Below are 15,593 nucleotides of genomic sequence, written 5' to 3'. Positions count from 1 at the left end.
GCGCCAAGCGCCGGGCAGCGTTGACGACCCTCAGCAGTCTTGCCCTCGAACATCGGCCCTTGAACCAAGCGCCTGCTTGGGTGCACCCTTGTGGTTGTTGCGGACACACAATTACAAGGACCCCGCCATGTTCGAGATCACTCGCCATCCCGTGCCCGATGCGGTGCGCCAGCGTGCACACCTGGACAACGACGCCTACCTGCGCCTCTATCAGCAGTCCGTCGAACAGCCAGAAACCTTCTGGGCCGAGCAGGCCAAGGCCTTTCTTCACTGGTTCAAGCCCTGGGATCAGGTGCACAGCAGCGACCTGAAGCAGGGCCATGCCGAATGGTTCAAGGGCGGCCAGCTCAACGTCGCCTACAACTGCATCGACCGCCATCTGGAAAAGCGCGGTGAACAGGTCGCCATCATCTGGGAAGGCGACAACCCCGCCGAGTCGGCGCACATCACCTACAACAAGTTGCACCACAACGTCAGCCGCCTGGCCAACGTGCTGAAAAGCCGTGGCGTGAAGAAGGGTGACCGGGTGTGCATCTACATGCCGATGATCCCCGAGGCGGCCTACGCCATGCTCGCCTGCGCGCGCATCGGCGCTGTGCATTCGGTGGTGTTCGGCGGTTTCTCCCCGGACGCGTTGCGTGATCGCATCCTCGATGCGGACTGCCGCGCGGTGATCACCGCCGACGAAGGTGTACGCGGCGGCAAGTACATCCCGCTGAAGGCCAACGTCGACAAGGCGCTGCAGAGTTGCCCGGACGTCTCCACCGTGGTGGTGGTCGAGCGCACCCAGGGCGATGTGGCCTGGGTCGAGGGCCGTGACCTCTGGTATCACCAGGCGCTCAAGGACGTCGAGGCCGACTGCCCGGCCGAGCCGATGGACGCCGAAGACCCGCTGTTCATCCTCTACACCTCGGGCAGCACCGGCAAACCCAAGGGCGTGCTGCACACCACCGGCGGTTACCTGCTCGGCGCAGCGATGACCCACAAGTACGTGTTCGATTACCACGAGGGCGACATCTACTGGTGCACCGCCGATGTCGGCTGGGTCACCGGGCACAGCTACATCGTCTACGGCCCGCTGGCCAACGCCGCCACTACCCTGATGTTCGAGGGCGTACCGAACTACCCGGACGCCTCGCGTTTCTGGCAGGTGATCGACAAGCACCAGGTCAACACCTTCTACACCGCGCCGACCGCCCTGCGCGCGCTGATGCGTGAAGGCGAAGCACCGGTCAAGGCCACCTCGCGCAGCAGCCTGCGCCTGCTCGGCACGGTGGGCGAGCCGATCAACCCGGAAGCCTGGGAATGGTACTTCCATGTAGTCGGCGAAACGCGCTGCCCCATCGTCGACACCTGGTGGCAGACCGAAACCGGCTCCATCCTGATCACCCCGCTACCCGGCGCCACCGACCTCAAGCCGGGCTCGGCCACGCGCCCCTTCTTCGGCGTACAGCCGGTGCTGCTCGATGAGCAGGGCAAGGAGATCGACGGCCCAGGCAACGGCGTGCTGGCGATCAAGGCGAGCTGGCCGAGCCAGATCCGCAGCGTCTATGGCGACCACCAGCGCATGGTCGACACCTACTTCAAGCCCTACCCCGGCTATTACTTCACCGGCGACGGCGCGCGTCGCGACGAGGATGGCTACTACTGGATCACCGGGCGCGTGGACGACGTGATCAACGTCTCCGGCCACCGCATCGGCACCGCCGAGGTGGAAAGCGCCCTGGTGCTACACGATGCCGTGGCCGAGGCAGCGGTGGTCGGCTACCCGCACGATGTGAAGGGCCAGGGCATCTACGCCTACGTCACCCTGATGAACGGCCAGGAGCCTTCGGAGGAACTGAAGAAGGACCTGCTGAGCCTGGTCGGCAAGGAGATCGGCAGCTTCGCCAAGCCGGAGCTGATCCAGTGGGCCCCGGGCCTGCCCAAGACCCGTTCGGGCAAGATCATGCGCCGCATCCTGCGCAAGATCGCCTGCAACGAACTGGAGAACATGGGCGACACCTCCACCCTGGCCGACCCCAGCGTGGTCGACAGCCTGATCGAGCAGCGTCTGAACCGCTGAACCGCACGCCCATTGCCCCGCACCTGCGGGGCAATGCGGCATCTTGCCTTGGGCCAGCCAAGCGCCGACACTGCGCGCCATGGAAAGCCTACGTCGTCAGATTGAAAAACAGGTGCACAGCCTTACCGGCGCCTCGCTGGGTGTGCTCGACCTCGACCAGCCGCGTGGCGACGCGGGTCTGTTCGGCCCCGAGTCGATGGTCTGGGAAGTGCACGCCGACTTTACCGCGATGATGGTCGGCGGCGTCTCCGCCCTGCTGCTGCAGATGCTCCATCCGCTGGCCCTGGCCGGTGTGTGGGATCACTCCACCTTCCGCCAGGACATGATCGGGCGCCTGCGCCGCACCAGCCTGTTCATCGCCGGCACCACCTATGGCGGCCAGCACGACGCCGAACAGTTGATCGACAAGGTGCGCACCATTCACCTGCAGGTGGTCGGCAGCGCGCCGGACGGTCGCCCCTACGCCGCCAGCGATCCACATTTGCTGACCTGGGTACACGTCTCCGAGGTCAGCCAGTTCCTCGCCGGCTACCTGCGTTACGTCAATCCGCAGCTAGCTGTCACCGAGCAGGATCGCTACTACCGCGAGGTGGCGCTGATCGCCGAACGCCTGGGCGCCCAGGACGTGCCCAAATCGCGCCAGGCCATCAGCGCCTACCTCGAACGCATGCGCCCGCAGCTGCTCTGCGATGAGCGCACCCGCGAAGTGGTGCGGCTGCTGCATGCCGCGCCGGTACCCAGCATTCTCGCCAAGCCCTTTGGCAAGCTGATGATGCAGGCGGGCGTCGATCTGCTGCCGGACTGGGCCAGCGACCTGCTCGGCGAACGGCAACCCGCCTGGCGCCGCCCGCTGATCCGCAGCAGCGTGCAGCGCACCGCCACCCTGCTGCGCTGGGCGATTCGTAACAGTGCCGCGCAACGCGCTCAGCGCCGACTGGTACGGTAGAGCGCGCAGCAGCGAGCTGACACCGGCCCCAGCTTGTGGCGAGACTGGGCGACGGTCACCAGCGCAGCCCCCTCATGGCGCGCAGGCTTCGCCCGGCAGAGGAAGCCGGCTGTTTTCTTGATAAACTGCCGGCCCTCCCTCCTCCGAGACGCCGCGCATGCCTTCTCTTGACCAGGCGCTGCGCGCCGCCCTTGCCGCCCGTGAAAACCTGCTCGCCGAGCTGCATGCCCAGGGCACCGACTGCTACCGCCTGTTCCATGGCAGCCAGGAAGGCGCGCCAGGTCTGACCGTCGACCGTTACGGTGCGCAGCTGCTGGTGCAGAGCTTTCATCAGCCGCTACCGCCCGAAGACCTGCAAAGTCTGAGCGAGATCGTCGAGGGCCACCTCGGCCAGACGCTGCTGGTCTACAACGATCGCTCCAAAGGCAACTCGCGCATCGACCGCGACCCGACACTGTTCCAGCCTACGGACGCGGCGCTGGAGGATCTGATCGCTCATGAGTGGGGGCTGAATTACCGCGTGCGCGGCCGTCATGCGGGCCAGGACCCTCTGCTGTTTCTCGACCTGCGCAACGCACGAGGCTGGGTCAAGGCCAACAGCGCCGGCAAATCCGTGCTCAACCTGTTCGCCTACACCTGCGGTGTCGGTCTGAGCGCTGCCGCCGGTGGTGCTCGCGAAGTGGTCAACCTGGACTTCGCCGAGGGCAACCTGGCAGTCGGCCGCGAGAACGGCACGCTCAACCCCGAGCTACCCGCCATGCAGTTCATCCAGTCCGACTACTTCCCGGCCATCCGCCAGTTCGCCGGGCTGCCGATCAGCAGCCGTCGCGGGCAGAAGCTGCCGAGCTATCCGCGCCTGCAACCACGCCAGTTCGATCTGGTTTTCCTCGACCCGCCGGCCTGGGCCAAGAGCGCCTTTGGCACGGTCGACCTACTGCGCGACTACCAGAGCCTGCTCAAGCCAGCTCTGCTGGCCACTGCCGAGGGTGGCACACTGGTGTGCTGCAACAACCTGGCCAAAGTGGAGATGAGCGACTGGCGCACGCAGGTGCTGCGTTGTGCCGAGAAACTGGGCCGCCCGGTGCGCGATTGCCAGGTGATCGCTCCAGCGCCGGACTTCCCCTCGCATGACGGCAAGCCGCCGTTGAAAACCCTGATCCTGCAGCTGTGAAGCACGGCGAACACGCAATACAAATGCGGCGATAACCACCGGAACCGAACCGTCGTGCCATACTCCAAGTCGTCTCCTCGTCTGGATAGATGACGCCAAGCCATGCCCAAAGGACTGAAGCGCGCGCTGAGCGCGCTGTTGATCACCGTATTTCTCTACAGCCTGATCGGCTTTCTGATTCTGCCGGGTATCGCCCTGCGTATCGCCAACCAGCAGTTGGCGCAGTACGCCACGGTGCCCGCCTCGCTGCAGCGTGTGCAGCTCAACCCCTTCACGCTCGAGCTGAGCCTGTGGGGCCTGCGTGTCGGCGAGAGTGGCCAGGAGCAACTGAGTTTCCAGCGTCTCTACGCCAACCTGCAGAGCGACAGCCTGTGGAGCGGAGCCCTGCACCTGAGTGACGTCGAACTCGACGGGGCACGCAGCGAAATACTGTTCGCCAAAGACGGCACGCTCAACCTCACCCAGCTGTTCCGCCTACCGGAAAGCCAGGCCGAACCCAAGGCCGAGAACAGCGAGCCCTTCCCGCTGCGTATCGACAGCATTCGCCTGCGTGAGAAGTCGCTGCGCTTCCAGGACCTGCGTCCGAGCGAGCCCGTGGAGTTCGCCTACGACGCGCTCGACCTGGACCTGCACAACCTCAGCACCCTGGCCGGCGACAATGCCGAAATGACCATGACCGCCAGTGGCCCTTACGGTGCGCGGATCGATTGGCGCGGTCAGGTCAGCCTGACACCGATCACCTCCAGCGGCAGCCTGAGCATCAGCGATGGCCGCCTGAGCACCTTCTGGCCCTACGTACGGGACGCCTTGCCGCTGGTGCTCAAGGAAGGCCAGGTCGATCTCAGCAGCGACTACCACCTTGACCTGTCCAGTGGCACCGAGCTGCAACTGAGCAAGGTCAAGGTGCAGTTGGCGCCCTTCGCCATCGATGATCCGCAAGGCAAACCGCTGGTACGCCTGCAACGCCTGGATATCGACAACACCAGCCTCGACCTGGCCAAGCAGCAGGTGGTGGTCGGCCAGGTGCGCAGCCAGGGGCTGGAAGCCTGGGCGGCGCGCGAGGCCGACGGCCAGCTGGACTGGCAGAAGCTGTTCAGCACGCCCGAAAGCGCCAAGCGCGAGACGGCCGACTCGCCGCAGCAGAGCAGCGAGAGCAAGCCCTGGCAGGTGCTGTTGCAGGATGTGCAGCTGCGTGACTACAAGGCTCACCTGGCCGACCGCGTACCGCAGCAGGAGGTAGCCGTGGAGGTCGGCCCGCTGAACCTCGATCTGAAGAACTTCGACAGCCTCGGCGACAAGCCTTTCGACCTGAGGCTCGATAGCGGCCTGGGCAAGCAAGGCAAGCTGCTGGCGGCCGGCAATGTACAACTGAGCCCGACCAGCGCTCAACTCAAGGTCAGCACGCAAGACATCGACCTGCGCCTGGCGCAGGCCTATCTGAGTCCTTTCATACACCTCGAACTGCGCAGCGGCCTGCTCGGCAGCGACCTCGACGTGCAGCTCAAGAGCACCGAGCCACTGGCCCTGCATGTTACCGGCAGCGCGCACATCGATCAGTTGCACACCCTCGACACCCTGCACGAGCGCGATTTCGTACGCTGGAAGCAGGTTCGGGTAGAGGGTCTCGACTATCGCCACGGGGAAAGCCTGGCCATCGGCCGCGTCGAACTGGACCAGCCTTACGCACGCTTCGTGATCAACGAGAATCTCACCACCAACGTCAGCGAACTCGTCGTGCCGCAGCCGGAGGCGCCAAAGCCGAGCGAGGCCGATGCGGGCAAGCCGCTGGCGATCCGCATCGGCGGCGTGGCGATCAATGACGGCTCGGCCAACTTCGCCGACTTCAGCCTGACTCCCAGCTTCGCCACCGCGATTCAGCAGATGAATGGCCGCATCGGCGTGCTCGACAACCAGAAGCCGCAGGCGGCCAACGTCGACATCAAGGGCAAGGTCGACCGCTACGCACCGATGAGTATCAAAGGCCAGCTGACGCCCTTCGATCCGCTCAACAGCCTGGATATCGCCACCAGCTTCAAGAACGTCGAGCTGACCACCATTACCCCCTACTCCGGCAAGTTCGCCGGCTACCGTATCCGCAAGGGCCGCCTCAACCTCGACCTGCACTACCGCATCGAGAAAGGCCAGCTCAATGCCGAGAACAAGGTACTGGTGGAAAACCTGCAGCTGGGTGAGCGGGTCGACAGCCCGGACGCCGTGGACCTGCCGATTCGCCTCGCGGTGGCCCTGCTCAAGGACACCCAGGGACGCATTTCCATCGAGCTGCCGGTACAGGGCGACCTGAACAACCCACAGTTCAGCGTCATGCCCATCGTCTGGCAGACCCTGCGCAACCTGGTGCTGCGCGCCGCACAGGCGCCATTCAAGTTCATCGCCGGGCTGGTCGGCGGCAGCAATGTCGACCTCAGCACCGTGCCATTCAGCGCCGGCTCTGCAGAGCTGCAAGGCGACGCGCGCCAGGCGCTGGACACGCTGGCCAAAGCGCTGGAGGAGCGTCCCAACCTGCGCCTGGAAGTGGAAGGCCGGGCCGCACAAAGTGCCGACGGCCCGCTACTGGCCGAACAGCGCCTGCAACGCGAATTCCGCGAAACCTGGTACAAGGTGCTGCAACGTCGCGGGGACAAGGTGCCGGCCAGCCCCGACGAGCTGACGGTCAGCGCAGACGAACAGGCCGCCCTGCTCGAAGGCATCTATCGCACCCGTCTCAAGCAGCAACCGCCCGCCGAATGGGCCGCGCTGGACAGCGAGCAACGCCTGCAGAACATGCGCCAGGCCGTGCTGGACTCCTGGGCCAAGAGCAAGCTGTTACTGCGCCAACTGGCCCAGCAACGCGCTGCAACGATCAAGGATTATCTGGTTGAGCAAGGCGGGCTGTACGATGAACGCGTCTATCTGATCGATGCCAACCTGGGTGAACCAGAAGCCGATGGCCGCGTACTCACCACCCTGCACCTGGACAGCCAATGATCATGCGCCGCTCAACCCTTGCCACACTTGTCACCCTGACTGCCGGCCTGCTCAGCGCAACCGCGCAGGCCGACACCCTGCGCTGCGGCAGCGCCCTGGTCAGCCTTGGCGACCGGCCGTTCGAGGTCGAACGCAAATGTGGTGAGCCGGTACACCGCGACCCTGTCGGTTACACCCTGGGCTCCTACGACCGCCGCGAGTACATGATCGAAGAATGGGTGTATGGCCCAAGCAACGGCATGCTCAGCATCCTGCGCTTCGAGGGTAATCGCCTGGTTGCCATCGAACGCCGTCGCGAACGCTGAGCAGGAGGCTCTCATGCGCACATTCGGATATCTGCTCACTCTGCTCTGCCTGCCCCTGATGGCCGAGGCGTCGTCCACCTATCGCTGCGGTAGTTCGCTGGTCAGCACCACCGCGCCCTCAGCAGAAGTGCTGAGCAAATGCGGCGAGCCCTCCAGCCGCGATTTTCTCGGCTACAAGGAAGTGGTCGATAGCTACGGTTTTCGCAACGAGGTGAGTGTCGAGGAGTGGATCTACGGCCCGAAAAGCGGCATGTATCACTTTCTGCGCTTCGAGGGTGGACGCCTGACCGAAATCCGCAGCAAGCGCGGCAGCTGATCTGCAGCCCGATGCGGGCTGACGACCCGTGCATCCGGCACAAAAAATCAAGGCCCCGCCGGCTACACCGGCGGGGCCTTCGCGCATCCATGCCTGTCGCTATCCGTGCTGATAAGGCGTCCTGCCTGAGCCGTCCGTGCTGATGAGGCATCCCGCCTGCAGCCATCCGTGCTTGAACGGCGTCCCTGCCAGGCAGTCCTTGCTCAGAGCTTGTCGCTGAACTCGCGCAGCTCTTGCTGGGCCTTTTCCTTGGTCCAGCCATAACGTTCTTGCAGCTTGCCGGCCAGGTACTCGCTGTGGCCCTCGGCGACGTCCAGGTCGTCATCGGTCAGGTTGCCCCAACGCTCCTTGATGCGACCGTTGAGCTGCTTCCATTTGCCTTTGATGATGTCGCTATTCATGGTCATTCTCCCAGTGACAGAAGGTGGGGCCGGGCCGTAACCCGGCCGGCTCGGCTAATCAGTCTGCGGTTTTCAGGGCATCGGCGGACACGTCACGCACACCCTCGATTTCCTTGGTCTTGGCAATGGCCAGATCACGCTCGGCGTCAGTCGCGACTACACCAGACAGGGAAACCACGCCTTGGTTGGTCTCGACCTTGATGTCCAGCGCGCTGAGAGCAGAATCAGCGACGAAGGTAGACTTCACTTTGCTGGTGATCCAGGTGTCGGATACCGCCTGCTCGGCTTTATCCATGGTGTCATTGGCCGCCAGCATGGTCGGCTCTGCGGCGAAAGCTGCCGAGGCCAGCGACATGCTCAGTACAGCGGCAGCCAGGGTAGTAGCGGCAAAACGGTTGATTGGCTGTTTCATTGTTCGACTCCTGTACATTCCAGACAATCTGCAAACCAACTCCTGGTTGCAGGTTCACTAGTACTGTTGCAGGGCCTGTGCCAGCTTTTCCAAATAAAATAAAACCTTTAAAAACAACAACTTAACAAAATAGAAAGGCACGTACCTGATTGCATTTCGCCGGTTTGGCCAAAAACCCTCGGGCAATTTGCATGACCCTGACGCGACCGACGCCCTCCCCCGCTTCGCGTAGGCGCTGCACCGCAGCATGTCGGTGTTGGCCGAGGGCCGCGACCGCTACAGCACAACCGAGCGCTGAACAGCAGGCACAAAAAAGGGCTCCCGCAGGAGCCCTTCTCGTTCGAACAGGTCAGCCGTGCTTAGACGCCAGAGGCCTCAGCAGCAGCGACATCCTTGATCGACAGCTTGATACGGCCGCGGTTGTCCACATCCAGTACCAGAACCTTCACTTCCTGGCCTTCCTGCAGCACGTCGGTGACCTTCTCAACGCGCTGATCGCTCAGCATGGAGATGTGCACCAGACCGTCCTTGCCCGGCAGGATGTTGACGAAGGCACCGAAGTCAACGATGCGCTCGACCTTGCCGACGTAGATCTTGCCGATCTCGGCTTCCGCGGTGATGGCCAGAACGCGCTGCTTGGCAGCCTCGGCCGCTTCCTTGGTTTCGCCGAAGATCTTGATCGAGCCGTCGTCTTCGATATCGATCGAAGCCTTGGTCTCTTCGCAGATACCACGGATGGTGGCGCCACCCTTGCCGATCACGTCGCGGATCTTGTCCTGGTCGATCTTCATCGCCAGCATGGTCGGTGCATTGGCCGACAGCTCGCTGCGCGACTGGGCAATGACCTGGTTCATCTGGCCGAGGATGTTCAGACGAGCTTCCAGGGCCTGCTCCAGCGCCTGCTCCATGATCTCTTCGGTGATGCCCTGGATCTTGATGTCCATCTGCAGCGCGGTAACACCCTTGGCGGTACCGGCTACCTTGAAGTCCATGTCGCCGAGGTGGTCTTCATCACCGAGGATGTCGGTCAGGACGGCGAACTTCTCACCTTCCAGTACCAGACCCATGGCGATACCGGCAACCGGCGCCTTCATCGGCACGCCAGCGTCCATCAGCGCCAGGGAAGCGCCGCAGACCGAAGCCATGGAGGAAGAACCGTTGGACTCGGTGATTTCCGATACCACGCGGATGGTGTACGGGAACTCGTCAGCGCTCGGCAGCATGGCAGCGACGCCACGGCGAGCCAGACGGCCGTGACCGATTTCGCGGCGGCCAGTGGCGCCCATGCGACCACACTCACCCACCGAGTACGGCGGGAAGTTGTAGTGCAGCATGAAGGGATCTTTCTTCTCGCCTTCGAGGGTGTCCAGCAGCTGCGCATCGCGCGCGGTACCGAGGGTGGCCACGACCAGCGCCTGGGTTTCGCCACGGGTGAACAGAGCCGAACCGTGGGTCTTGTCCAGAACGCCGACTTCGATGTTCAGGCCACGCACGGTGCGGGTGTCACGACCATCGATACGCGGTTTTCCGTTGACGATGTTCTCGCGCACAGTGCGGTATTCGATTTCGCCGAAGGCGTCTTTGACTTCACCAGCGGAAGGCTGACCTTCTTCGCCAGAGAACTTGGCAACCACCTGATCTTTCAGCTCGCCAAGGCGTGCGTAACGATCCTGCTTGATGGTGATGGTGTAGGCCTGGGAGATGGCTTCGCCGAACTCGCCACGGATGGCGCTCAGCAGAGCGGTGTTTTCCGGCTTCGGCTGCCAGTCCCAGGTCGGCTTGGCGGCTTCGGCAGCGAAGGCCTTGATGGCGCTGATGACGGACTGGAACTCATCGTGGGCGAACAGTACGGCGCCCAGCATCTGGTCTTCGGTCAGTTCCTTGGCTTCCGATTCCACCATCAGTACGGCGGTTTCGGTACCGGCCACGACCATGTCCAGGCTCGAAGCCTTGAGCTGTTCGTAGGTCGGGTTCAGCAGGTAGCCGGCTTCCGGGTGGAAGGCGACGCGGGCAGCGCCGATCGGGCCGTTGAACGGGATGCCGGAGATGGCCAGGGCAGCCGAGGTACCGATCATCGCAGCGATGTCCGGATCGGTCTTCTTGCTGGTGGAAACCACGGTGCAGATGACCTGCACTTCGTTCTGGAAGCCTTCCGGGAACAGCGGGCGGATCGGACGGTCGATCAGGCGCGAGGTCAGAGTCTCTTTCTCGCTCGGGCGCGCTTCACGCTTGAAGAAACCGCCTGGGATCTTGCCGGCAGCGTAGGTCTTTTCCTGATAGTGCACGGACAGCGGGAAGAAGCCTTTGCTCGGGTCTGCAGTCTTGGCGCCGGTTACGGCAACCAGCACGCTGACGTCGTCATCGACGGTGACCAGCACTGCGCCGGAGGCCTGACGGGCGATACGGCCAGTCTCGAGGGTAACGGTCGACTGACCGAACTGGAATTTCTTGATTACCGGGTTCACGGTGTTTTCCTTCTCTTTGTTGCCTTGGGGGAAATTGGAAAGACGCGCGGGAGTCGGACCCGATGCATCCCTCGAAAAGCCAAAAGCTGGAAGCCCGGCGCCACGAGGTGAGGATCACTCCCCACTCGCGACGCCGAACTCCCAGCTTCCAACTTGTGCAGCTCGCGTCTATTAACGACGCAGGCCCAGGCGACCGATCAGGGCGCTGTAACGACTGGTGTCTTTACCCTTCAGGTAGTCCAGCAGCTTGCGGCGCTGGTTAACCATACGGATCAGACCACGACGGCTGTGGTGATCCTTACCGTTGGCCTTGAAGTGACCTTGCAGCTTGTTGATGTTGGCGGTCAGCAGGGCTACCTGCACTTCCGGGCTACCGGTATCGCCTTCAGCTTGCTTGTAGTCGTTAACGATCTGGGCTTTTTCTTCAACGCTGAGTGCCATGTTGGCTTCCTCTCATCTGGAAACTGCCGAAGCAGTCTCAATAGGCCGGGAATCGCTTCCCGTGTTTTAAAAAGAGGCATGACCGTGCCTACTAACAGCCACCCTCGCAACACCTGACGACAACAGTGCCGTCATCAGGCTTTCAGCCGTTACGGCCGAAACTGTCGGTGCTACGCACCGGTATAAATCAATCGACGCGGCGCAACACGCCCATCGTCGCTCACTTCACCGATCCCGATGAAGCGACCATTGTGGTCCTGCACCCGCACCATGCCGAACTTCGGCGCTTCAGGTGCCCGCACCGGCTGCCCCTGCAGCCAGTAGAACGCGCTGTGCTCGGAAAACTGCAGCAGCGGCCAGTCCAGCAACCCACTGTCGACCGGTTGCAGGAAACGGTCGAGCGCTTCGTTGCCACCTTCAGCATGCACCGCTTCCAGCTCTTCGAGGGTCACGGTACGCGTCAGATCGAACGGGCCGGCCTTGGTACGGCGCAGTTCGGCAACGTGTGCGCCGCAACCGAGCAGTTGGCCGAGGTCTTCGACCAGGGTCCTGATATAGGTCCCTTTACTGCAATCCACCGCCAAGCGAGCCTGCTCACCCTCAAGGGCCAGCAATTCCAGGCGCGCAATAGTAACAGAACGCGCTTCGCGCTCCACTACTTCGCCTGCACGCGCCAGCTTGTAGAGCGGCTGGCCATCCTTCTTCAGTGCCGAGTACATGGGAGGTATCTGTTTGATTTCTCCACGAAAACTCGGCAGCAGGGCTTCGATTTCAGCGCGACCAACGGTCACCGGACGACGCTCGAGCACATCGCCTTCGGCATCACCGGTGGTGGTGGTGACGCCCAGCTGAGCGACTGTCTCGTAGCCCTTGTCGGCATCGAGCAGATACTGGGAGAACTTGGTCGCCTCGCCGAAGCACAGCGGCAGCACGCCGGTGGCCAGCGGGTCGAGACTGCCGGTATGCCCGGCCTTCTCGGCATTGAGCAACCAGCGCACCTTCTGCAGGGCTGCGTTGGAGGTGAAACCATGCGGCTTGTCCAGCAGGATGATGCCGTCGACCTTGCGGCGAATACGTTTGACCTGCGCCACGCCTTACTCCTTGGAACCTGCGGTATCGTCGTGCTGACGATCTTCCGCCACGGCACGCTCGATCAGCGCCGACAGGTGAGCACCGCGCTGAACGCTCTCGTCGTAGTGGAAGTGCAACTGCGGCACGCTGCGCAGCTTCATCGCCTTGCCCAGTTGCATGCGCAGGAAACCGGCCGCGTCGTTGAGTACCTTGAGGCTCTCTTTGACGGCATCGGCATCGTCCTGCCCCATGACAGTGATGAAGACCTTGGCGTGACCGATGTCACGACTGACATCGACCGCGGTGATGGTCACCAACCCCAGACGCGGATCCTTGACCTCACGCCGGATAAGCTGGGCAAGCTCACGTTGCATCTGGTCGCCGATACGCTGGGTACGGCTGTAATCTTTGGCCATTTTCTACTTACCTTTACTTCGTCCGCCGTCTGTTCGTCAGCAGACTCAAAAGCGGCAAACGCCCGGCCGCGCGAATGCGGGGCCGGGCGTTGCGTGTTGCGACTCGCGATTACAGGCTGCGAGCCACCTGGACTTTCTCGAACACTTCGATCTTGTCGCCGACCTTGACGTCGTTGTAGCTCTTCACGCCGATACCGCACTCCATGCCATTACGCACTTCGGCGACGTCGTCCTTGAAGCGACGCAGCGATTCCAGCTCGCCTTCGAAGATCACCACGTCCTCGCGCAGTACGCGGATCGGACGGTTGCGGTAGACGGTGCCCTCGATGACCATGCAGCCAGCGACAGCGCCGAACTTCGGCGAACGGAACACGTCACGCACTTCCGCGGTACCCAGGATGTTCTCGCGAACGTCGCTGCCGAGCATACCGGTGAGGGCTTTCTTGACGTCTTCGATGATGTCGTAGATGACGTTGTAGTAGCGCATGTCGAGGCCTTCGGACTCGACGATCTTGCGCGCACCGGCGTCAGCACGGACGTTGAAGCCGAACAGCACGGCATTGGAAGCCAGCGCCAGGTTGGCATCGGACTCGGTGATACCACCGACGCCGCCACCGACCACACGCACTTGCACTTCGTCGTTGCCCAGGGTGCTGAGCGAGCCTTGCAGGGCTTCCAGAGAACCGCGAACGTCGGCCTTGAGGACGATGTTGAGGGTCTTCTTCTCTTCCTGGCCCATGTTCTCGAAGATGTTTTCCAGCTTGCCAGCGTGGGCGCGGGCCAGCTTGACCTCGCGGAACTTGCCCTGACGGAACAGCGCAACTTCGCGGGCCTTCTTCTCGTCAGCCACCACCATCATCTCGTCACCGGCATCCGGAGTGCCGTCCAGGCCGAGGATCTCGACCGGAATCGACGGGCCAGCTTCCTTGATCGGCTTGCCGTTCTCGTCGAGCATGGCACGCACACGGCCGTAGTTGACGCCGACCAGGACCATGTCGCCCTGACGCAGGGTACCGTCCTGAACCAGCACGGTGGCCACCGGGCCACGGCCCTTGTCCAGGCGCGATTCGACGACCACACCACGACCAGGCGCGCTCGGCGTAGCGGTCAGCTCGAGCACTTCTGCCTGCAGCAGTACGGCTTCGAGCAGTTCGTCGATACCGGTACCGGCCTTGGCCGAAACGGGTACGTAAGGCGCATCACCGCCCCACTCTTCCGGAATTACATCCAGCGCAGCCAGGCCGTTCTTGATGTTGTCCGGATTGGCTTCCGGCTTGTCCATCTTGTTCACCGCGACCACGATCGGCACGCCAGCGGCTTTCGCGTGCTGCACGGCTTCCTGGGTCTGCGGCATCACACCGTCGTCAGCGGCAACGACGAGGATGACGATATCGGTGGCCTTGGCACCACGGGCACGCATCTGAGTGAACGCGGCGTGACCGGGAGTATCGAGGAAGGTGACCATGCCGCGGTCGGTTTCCACGTGGTAGGCACCGATGTGCTGGGTGATGCCGCCGGCTTCACCGGACGCCACCTTGGCACGACGGATGTAGTCGAGCAGCGAGGTCTTACCGTGGTCGACGTGACCCATTACGGTCACCACCGGCGCACGGGACATCGCCTCGCCTTCGAACTTCAGCGACGCGGCCAGAGAATCTTCCAGCGCGTTATCGCTGACCAGCTTGACCTTGTGGCCAAACTCTTCGGCGACCAGCTGTGCGGTTTCCTGATCCAGAACCTGGTTGATGGTCACCGGAGTGCCCATCTTGAACATGAACTTGACGATTTCCGCGCCCTTGATGGCCATCTGCTGGGCCAGGTCGGAAACAGTGATGGTCTCGCCAATCGATACGTCGCGCACGATAGGACCAGTCGGGCTCTGGAAGCCGTGCTGGTTGCGCTTCTTCATCTTGGCCTTGCCACGACCGCCACGGCGGAAACCGTCGCTCTCTTCGTCGACACTGCGCGGTGCAACACGCGGAGCCGGTGCCTTTTCCTTGAGGGTCGGGCGATGCTGAGCGTGCTTGCGATCACGACGCTCGTCTTCGTCGCTGCGCGCCTTCTCGGGACGACGCACTTCTTCCTTCTTGCGCTCGACGTCGACGACCGGAGCCGCGACAACCGGTTCGCTGGCCGGAGCCGGCGCAGCAGCAGGCGCGGCGGTTTCGCTGCCGGCGCTGGCGGCCTCGCGCTTGGCTTCTTCTTCAGCCTTGCGCTTGGCTTCTTGCTCGGCCTTCAGACGCTCGGCCTCGGCAGCTGCCTGCTGAGCTTCCAGCTCGCGCTGCTTCTCGGCTTCGAGCTCTTCCGGGCTGCGCTTGACGAAGGTTTTCTTCTTGCGCACTTCAACGCTAATGGTTTTGCTGCCAGCAACCTTGAGGGTGCTGGTGGTCTTGCGCTGCAAGGTGATCTTGCGTGGCTCTTCGACCTTGTCGCCGTGACTGCTCTTGAGATGGGCCAGCAGGGCCTGTTTCTCACTATCGGTCACTACTTGTTCGGCACTGCTGTGGGACAAGCCAGCTTCGCGCATCTGCTGCAGCAGGCGCTCAACCGGGGTGTCGACCACTGTGGCCAGTTCTTTCACCGTGACTTGCGTCATGCA

The 15,593-nt window shown here is 62.9% G+C and carries 13 protein-coding genes; 6 read left to right on the top strand and 7 right to left on the bottom strand.

Annotated features, from left to right (window positions below):
- Positions 1–127 precede the first annotated feature (127 nt).
- The 6 genes from acs to PCLY_RS18135 all read left to right on the top strand — a co-directional run bounded on the left by acs (position 128) and on the right by PCLY_RS18135 (position 7,788).
- A complete protein-coding gene (acs, locus tag PCLY_RS18160) occupies positions 128–2,065 on the top strand; it encodes an acetate--CoA ligase (protein ID WP_061241014.1) in 1,938 nt (645 codons plus the stop codon).
- Positions 2,066–2,144: 79 nt separating this feature from the next.
- Positions 2,145–3,011 (top strand): oxygenase MpaB family protein, encoded by an 867-nt coding sequence (locus tag PCLY_RS18155; RefSeq protein ID WP_061241013.1) that lies wholly within the window; start codon positions 2,145–2,147, stop codon positions 3,009–3,011.
- A gap of 157 nt (positions 3,012–3,168) precedes the next feature.
- Positions 3,169–4,182, top strand: coding sequence for a class I SAM-dependent rRNA methyltransferase (locus PCLY_RS18150; protein ID WP_061241012.1), 1,014 nt, complete (start codon positions 3,169–3,171; stop codon positions 4,180–4,182).
- A 102-nt stretch (positions 4,183–4,284) separates the two neighbouring features.
- A complete protein-coding gene (locus PCLY_RS18145) occupies positions 4,285–7,167 on the top strand; it encodes a DUF748 domain-containing protein (RefSeq protein ID WP_061241011.1) in 2,883 nt (960 codons plus the stop codon).
- A 2-nt stretch (positions 7,168–7,169) separates the two neighbouring features.
- The gene (locus tag PCLY_RS18140; protein ID WP_394326856.1) at positions 7,170–7,472 is read left to right on the top strand and encodes a DUF2845 domain-containing protein; all 303 of its coding nucleotides are present in this window, start codon (positions 7,170–7,172) and stop codon (positions 7,470–7,472) included.
- A 13-nt stretch (positions 7,473–7,485) separates the two neighbouring features.
- On the top strand, positions 7,486–7,788 hold the full coding sequence (locus PCLY_RS18135; RefSeq protein ID WP_061241009.1) for a DUF2845 domain-containing protein: 303 nt from the start codon (positions 7,486–7,488) through the stop codon (positions 7,786–7,788).
- A 203-nt stretch (positions 7,789–7,991) separates the two neighbouring features.
- Here PCLY_RS18135 and PCLY_RS18130 read toward each other — a convergent pair whose 3' ends face one another.
- The 7 genes from PCLY_RS18130 to infB form a co-directional block, all read right to left on the bottom strand.
- On the bottom strand, positions 7,992–8,189 hold the full coding sequence (locus PCLY_RS18130; protein ID WP_061241008.1) for a CsbD family protein: 198 nt from the start codon (positions 8,187–8,189) through the stop codon (positions 7,992–7,994).
- Between the two features lie 58 nt (positions 8,190–8,247).
- Positions 8,248–8,601: a BON domain-containing protein gene (locus PCLY_RS18125; protein ID WP_061241007.1), complete on the bottom strand. Its 354-nt coding sequence runs from the start codon at positions 8,599–8,601 to the stop codon at positions 8,248–8,250.
- 359 nt (positions 8,602–8,960) lie between these two features.
- Positions 8,961–11,066 carry a polyribonucleotide nucleotidyltransferase gene (pnp, locus tag PCLY_RS18120; RefSeq protein WP_061241006.1) on the bottom strand — a complete coding sequence of 702 codons (2,106 nt, stop codon included), beginning with the start codon at positions 11,064–11,066 and terminating at the stop codon, positions 8,961–8,963.
- Positions 11,067–11,237: 171 nt separating this feature from the next.
- Entirely contained in the window at positions 11,238–11,507 is a 270-nt protein-coding gene (gene rpsO, locus PCLY_RS18115) for a 30S ribosomal protein S15 (protein ID WP_004424394.1), read from the bottom strand.
- A gap of 170 nt (positions 11,508–11,677) precedes the next feature.
- Entirely contained in the window at positions 11,678–12,598 is a 921-nt protein-coding gene (gene truB / locus PCLY_RS18110; protein WP_061241005.1) for a tRNA pseudouridine(55) synthase TruB, read from the bottom strand.
- A 3-nt stretch (positions 12,599–12,601) separates the two neighbouring features.
- Positions 12,602–12,994 carry a 30S ribosome-binding factor RbfA gene (gene rbfA, locus PCLY_RS18105; RefSeq protein WP_061241004.1) on the bottom strand — a complete coding sequence of 131 codons (393 nt, stop codon included), beginning with the start codon at positions 12,992–12,994 and terminating at the stop codon, positions 12,602–12,604.
- A 109-nt stretch (positions 12,995–13,103) separates the two neighbouring features.
- Entirely contained in the window at positions 13,104–15,590 is a 2,487-nt protein-coding gene (infB, locus tag PCLY_RS18100) for a translation initiation factor IF-2 (protein ID WP_061241003.1), read from the bottom strand.
- Positions 15,591–15,593 lie beyond the last annotated feature (3 nt).

It is taken from the genome of Ectopseudomonas composti, assembly GCF_001567565.1.
Taxonomy (GTDB): domain Bacteria; phylum Pseudomonadota; class Gammaproteobacteria; order Pseudomonadales; family Pseudomonadaceae; genus Aquipseudomonas; species Aquipseudomonas composti_A.
Note: the sequence above shows the minus strand (reverse complement) of the source record. Positions and strands in the feature narration are given on the sequence as shown.